This is a genomic window from Brevundimonas sp. UBA5866, assembly GCF_002432125.1.
In the GTDB taxonomy this organism is placed as follows: Bacteria; Pseudomonadota; Alphaproteobacteria; order Caulobacterales; family Caulobacteraceae; genus Brevundimonas.
This window is the reverse complement of sequence record NZ_DJFS01000046.1, coordinates 1-3,646: the sequence shown is the minus strand read 5'-3', so window position 1 is coordinate 3,646 and position 3,646 is coordinate 1. Positions and strand designations below refer to the sequence as shown.

Annotated in this window: 3 protein-coding genes and 1 pseudogene; 2 read left to right on the top strand and 2 right to left on the bottom strand. The window is 65.2% G+C overall.

The window, feature by feature from the left end; genetic code table 11:
• Positions 1 to 102: 102 nt before the first annotated feature.
• Both B3H86_RS05390 and B3H86_RS05385 read right to left on the bottom strand, forming a co-directional pair.
• Positions 103 to 1,566: a carotenoid oxygenase family protein gene (locus tag B3H86_RS05390; protein WP_292051740.1), complete on the bottom strand. Its 1,464-nt coding sequence runs from the start codon at positions 1,564 to 1,566 to the stop codon at positions 103 to 105.
• A 14-nt stretch (positions 1,567 to 1,580) separates the two neighbouring features.
• Positions 1,581 to 2,003 carry a DUF2141 domain-containing protein gene (locus tag B3H86_RS05385; RefSeq protein WP_292051738.1) on the bottom strand — a complete coding sequence of 141 codons (423 nt, stop codon included), beginning with the start codon at positions 2,001 to 2,003 and terminating at the stop codon, positions 1,581 to 1,583.
• A gap of 211 nt (positions 2,004 to 2,214) precedes the next feature.
• Between B3H86_RS05385 and rpe the strand changes: the two genes are divergently transcribed.
• Complete coding sequence (rpe, locus tag B3H86_RS05380; RefSeq protein ID WP_292051736.1) at positions 2,215 to 2,883, top strand: ribulose-phosphate 3-epimerase; 669 nt, start codon at positions 2,215 to 2,217, stop codon at positions 2,881 to 2,883.
• Positions 2,880 to 3,646: pseudogene (locus B3H86_RS05375) on the top strand (heparinase); the annotation flags it as partial. The gene rpe and the pseudogene B3H86_RS05375, both read left to right, overlap by 4 nt.

The following is a 3,646-nucleotide window of genomic DNA, read 5'->3' as shown; positions in this document are numbered from 1 at the left end:
GCGCGCGGTGACGGGCGCGCGACACTGACCCTTCCGGACGACACCCGCGTCCCCGTCAGCCGCCGCTACGCCCGCATCCTGCGCGAAGCAGGGTGGTGGTGATCACACCCAATTGCCGTGGAAGGCCGCCGGCAGCGCCACGTCCGCCCGCCATGTGCAGACCGGACCGTCCTCGATCCGCGCCAGATCAAGCACATGAAGCTCGCTGACACCGGCCTTAAGATTGACGCTGGGGCCGATCAGCCAAGCGTCCTCTTCCGCCGTTGCGCCAGGCTTGGGCACATAGACCATCTCGTCGATGATATGGTCGGCACCGAAACCGAAGGTCCGTGTCCGGCCTGACACCCAGTCAGTGACGCCAATGGCCGAGGCCAGCGGCGTACCCTCGCGCGAGCCGGTCGTGTGGATACAGAAACGGCGGGACAGTCCGGCACGGCGCGGGTCGCTGCGCGGAAACTCCGCGATAACACCCGTGCTTTCCAGCCGACCGCGCCCGTCCGGACCCAGCACCACCAGACCCAGATGGGCGGGCCGGTGATCCAGCGGCACGCCGTTCAGAATATCGCTGGCTCCGCGTGCGGCAAACGCCATGTCGGGATGGTCCGCAACATCGAAACGGATGGTACCGTCGGCCTCTTCCCACGCATCGCCCACATGGAAGAAGCCCATCGGCGGCAGATCGAAGATCCTGCGCTGGCCCACATCATCCTTGTCGATGACCAGAACCTTCGAGCCCAGTTCCGGCTTCCACTCATAGGCTGCCGAAACGGGCATGGCGTTGCGCGTATGCACCCACGGCTGCAACAGGATCACCAGATGCCGCGCCGTCGCCGAGAAATCATGGATATAGCTGGCCATCGGCAGTTCTATGACCTCGGCCGAACGCAGCGTCCCGTCCGCCGACAGACGCCATACAATGGCATTGCGGCCACTCAGTCCCAGGTTCCAGATGGTCCCGTCAGGCTCGACACGCGGATGGGCGAGGTAGGGCATGGCCTTCAGGTCGGGCCTGAGGGTCACATATTCCTCGGTTTCCAGTGAAACGGGGTCCATCGCCACCGGCGAACCGGCTTCCCACAAGGCCCAGACCTTGTCGCCGACCTTGTGCACCGAGGTGTTGGCCGGATTGACGTCGTCCGAAGAGCCGATGCGGGCGCGCGGGTCGGGCAGGGTACCGAAGCCGGGCATCAGCATGGCCCCGACCTCTTCTTCCTGACGCCGCTTGCGCGTGTCGACGAAACGGGCCGTCAGTTGCACCTGGCCGTCCTCGATATGCCAGCGGCGGACCATGCCATCACCGTCGAACCAATGCCGGGCCGAACCCCCGGGGCGGCGGAACTGTGCCGGACCATTTCGGTAAAGCGTGCCCTTCAATCCGGTAGGCACGCGGCCATGCACCAGCTCCAGCATGCGCGGCGAGACATCGCCCGCCACATCCGCCGTGGCCAACTCCCAGTTATGGGCCTGATCCAGGGCCGCCCGCGCAAAGCTGCGGTCCGGCGTCAGTACCGAAGCCGCCGCCATCGCCGCCGATGTGCCAAGGAATGAGCGTCGCGAAAAATCCATCGCACCGATCCTTCTCAGCGCAGGGCCAGTTGGTGGTCGGTGTTACCGTCCACGGCAAAACGGGCGCGATCCCATTTGGCCGGTCCCATATTGCCCACCGCATTGTTGGAGAATGCATAGGGTTCGACAGCCACTCCAAAAGGATTGGTATCCATCCGGCCATTTCCGTTCACATCATGGAACGACTTGATGCCATAGTCCCCCGAAGCCAGCCCCTCAAAGACGGTCTGTGACTGACCGCCCGCCACGTCGATACGGGCCACCCGCATCGGGTTGCCGTTCTCAAAGGCGGCTTCATTGTCATAAAGCGCGACCATGACGGTGCCCGTTGGCGATGCGACATCCACTTTCACGGTCAAGCGCGCGTCGGCGGCATGGGCGGGAACCGCGATCACAAGGGCGGCACCCGCACTCAGGATGGTCAGGAAACGTTTCATAATGGGGCCTCGTCAGTTGGAGCCGCGGTGCGGTGATGCCCCTGTGTGCAGTCGATATTTCCATGCCGCCACAGCCCTTGCGTCTGCGGCCTTGGCCCGTTCGTGAACCACCACCCGATGTCATCCACGAAGCGCCAGTGAACAGGCGTAAAAACGTGTCGCAACCTTAGAACCTTGCCGATCACGGGCTGGAGACGTAAGTCCTGCTTTCATGACCCAGCGCACTGCCCCCCTGATCTGCCCGTCGATCCTTGCCAGCGACTTCTCCAAACTGGGCGAGGAAATCCGCTCGCTGGAAGCCGCAGGGGCCGACTGGATCCACGTCGATGTCATGGACGGCCATTTCGTGCCGAACATCACCATCGGTCCGGATGTGGTGAAGGCGCTGCGCCCGCACACCGCGCTGCCGTTCGACGTGCACCTGATGGTGGCACCGGTCGATAACTGGCTGGAAGCCTATCGCGCGGCGGGCGCGGATATCATGAGCGTGCACCCCGAGAGCGGCCCTCACGTGCACCGCACCCTGGGCCAGATCCGCCAGCTGGGAGCCAAGTCCGGTCTGGTCTTCAACCCCGCCACGCCGCTGAGCGTACTGGAAGAGTGCGTTGACCTGGTCGATCTGGTGCTGATCATGTCGGTCAATCCGGGCTTCGGCGGCCAGAAATTCATCGACAGCTCGCTGCGCAAGATCGAGCGCGCGCGCGCCATCCTCGACGCGGCGGGCTCTCATGCGCATCTGCAGGTTGACGGCGGTGTCGTAGCGGCCAATGCCGGAGCCTGCGTGGCTGCCGGTGCCGATGCCCTTGTCGCGGGTTCCTTTGTGTTCAAGGGTGGCCCCGACGCCTACGCCACCAACATCCAGGCACTGAAAGCGGCATGAAGCCTATCGGCCCCTTCGCCCCGCGTGACAGCGAAACACCCCTGTCCGAAGGTCACATCCCCGGCCTGAAGGGCTCGCCGGTGCGCACTCCCCTGCCGCCTCAGCACACCCAACGCACCAGCCCCGCTGTGATGGGGGCCATCGCCAAGGCGCTGGTCGCACGCCAGCTCTGGATCGAGCTGTACGGTCTGCCCGGTTACGGCCTGACACTGGGGCGCGCCAAGGGGCAGGGATTTGCCCTGTCGCCCAAAGACCTGCGCCCCGTCCCCAAGGAAGCCCCTCGCCCATTGCTGGGGGGCAAGCTGACGCTTGTCGGCCTCAGCCTGGATACCGACGACCCCAGATTGATGTGGGAACGCCCCACGCCCACGCGGGCGTTTGCGGTCGAGCTTCACAGCTTCAACTGGCTGCCCCTGATGATGGCGCAGGGCGAGCGCGGGACACGCGACGCTCTGGCCATGACGCTGGGCTGGCTGAACACCTTTGCCGAATGGTCGCCCTTTTCGTGGTCGCCCGACATTCTGGCGCGCCGCGTCTTCAATCTGGCCTGCGCGGGCAAGCGCCTGACCCAATCGGCCGATCAGGCCGAAACCCAGCGTCTGGCCGACAGTCTCGCGCGGCAGGCGGCGCAACTGTTGCGCCCGCCCTTCAACGCGCGTGGCCGTGCCGAGCGTCTGGTCGCCGTTGCCGTGGCCGGATGCGCACTGGGCGGCGTTACGGGCGAGCGACTGCGCGACAAGGCCCTGAAACGCCTTCCCTCGGA